Below are 1,603 nucleotides of genomic sequence, written 5' to 3'. Positions count from 1 at the left end.
GAGAAATCTTTAGAAAAAATCGATGTTTGAGCGAAGCGAGTTTCGATTTTTTCTTAGATTTCCGAAGGCATTTAGCTTATTTTTCACAGGCCTTGATTTTTGGTTACTTTTCATCAAGGAAAAGTAACAGACTTCTGTGTAAATTCAATAATTCATATGAAATTTAAAGTGACAATTAGACTAAGTTTATATTTTATTTGAAGTAGAGTCATCTATCTGTTAAAATCTAAGTAGATATAAAGGGGTGATTGTTAATGAAAAATATTCAGTTGATAATAATAAGCGGGCTCAGCGGAGCAGGTAAAACATCGGCGATCAATTCATTTGAGGATATGGGATATTTTACAATAGACAATGTACCTTGCAGTATGGGAAGTGTCCTTCTGAAAGCCATAAAAAACGGTGATATGGATAAAAAGAAACTATGCATGGGGATAGATGCCAGATCCTTTGAAAATGTAGATGAATTTAGCTCTCTATTAGATGAGGCAGAAGCCACCGGGATAAATTACAGGCTGATATTTTTAGAATCAAAGGTAGAGGTAATACTAAACAGGTATAATCTCACCAGGAGAAAGCATCCTATAGAAGCTAAAACTATTTTAGACAGTATAATCAAAGAAAGAAATCTAATGAGCGATATAAGGAAGAGGGCTTCTCTGATATTAGACACAAGTTCGCTGAAGCCAAAGGATATAGGTCTGAAGCTGAAAAAGCTTCTTTTTGACAGAAAAGACGAGGAGATAACGGTTCATTTTCAGTCTTTCGGATTCAAATATGGGACTCCTATAGATTTGGACCTCATGTTTGACGTAAGATTTCTAAAGAATCCCTATTATATAGAGGAACTGAGAGACAAGACAGGAAATGATAAAGAGGTAGCAGAATATGTAATGGAATTTGAGGAATCTAAGGAATTTTTCAAAAGACTTGTGGATATGCTGGAATTTCTTATTCCAAAATTTATAACCGAAGGGAAAAGTCATCTTTCCGTAGGAGTGGGATGTAGCGGAGGAAGGCACAGGTCAGTGACCTATATAAATCTTCTGAAGGAATATTTTTCCGGGAGAAGCGATATCCGGGTGGTGACAAGTCACAGAGAGGAAGAGAGGGGGCACTGGCTCTGATATATGGATATAAAAAAAATAGACATTCCTGAAAATCCAGGTGTGTACCTCATGAAAAAGGGAGAAAAGGTAATATATGTAGGAAAGGCCAAGAATCTCAAAAAAAGAGTATCCTCATATTTTAACAGGGAACATCCAGATGAAAAGACAAGGGAACTTGTCAAAAACATAGAAAGTCTGGATTTCATAATATGCAACAGCGAGCTGGATGCCCTGGTTCTTGAAAATAATCTCATAAAAAAATATTCTCCCAAATATAATATAAGCCTTAAGGATGAGAAGACTTACCCCTATATTAAGTTTACAAAGGAAGATTATCCCAAAATAACAATAATAAGGACCACTAAATCACTGGATACAGAGAGTGGATATTATTTTGGACCTTATCCTTCAGGATGCAGAAATCTAAAAAAAACTCTGATTAAAATTTTTAAAATAAGAGACTGCAAAAGAGATATGACAAAGAAATATGACAG

The 1,603-nt window shown here is 35.0% G+C and carries 2 protein-coding genes; both read left to right on the top strand.

All coding sequences use genetic code 11. From position 1 onward, the window contains the following. Nucleotides 1-254 precede the first annotated feature (254 nt). Nucleotides 255-1,127, top strand: a complete 873-nt coding sequence (gene rapZ / locus ABZA26_RS14690; RefSeq protein WP_372715232.1) for an RNase adapter RapZ — start codon at nt 255-257, stop codon at nt 1,125-1,127. Nucleotides 1,128-1,130: 3 nt separating this feature from the next. Next, nucleotides 1,131-1,603: GIY-YIG nuclease family protein (locus ABZA26_RS14685; RefSeq protein ID WP_372715231.1), on the top strand; the 473-nt coding region annotated here is incomplete at its 3' end.

It is taken from the genome of Ilyobacter sp. (assembly GCF_041583315.1).
In the GTDB taxonomy this organism is placed as follows: Bacteria; Fusobacteriota; Fusobacteriia; order Fusobacteriales; family Fusobacteriaceae; genus Ilyobacter.
Note: the sequence above shows the minus strand (reverse complement) of the source record. Positions and strands in the feature narration are given on the sequence as shown.

Coding starts and splice junctions, on each gene's coding strand:
- rapZ (WP_372715232.1), top strand. CDS start 255: ATGAAAAATATTCAGTTGATAATAATAAGCGGGCTCAGCGGAGCAGGT.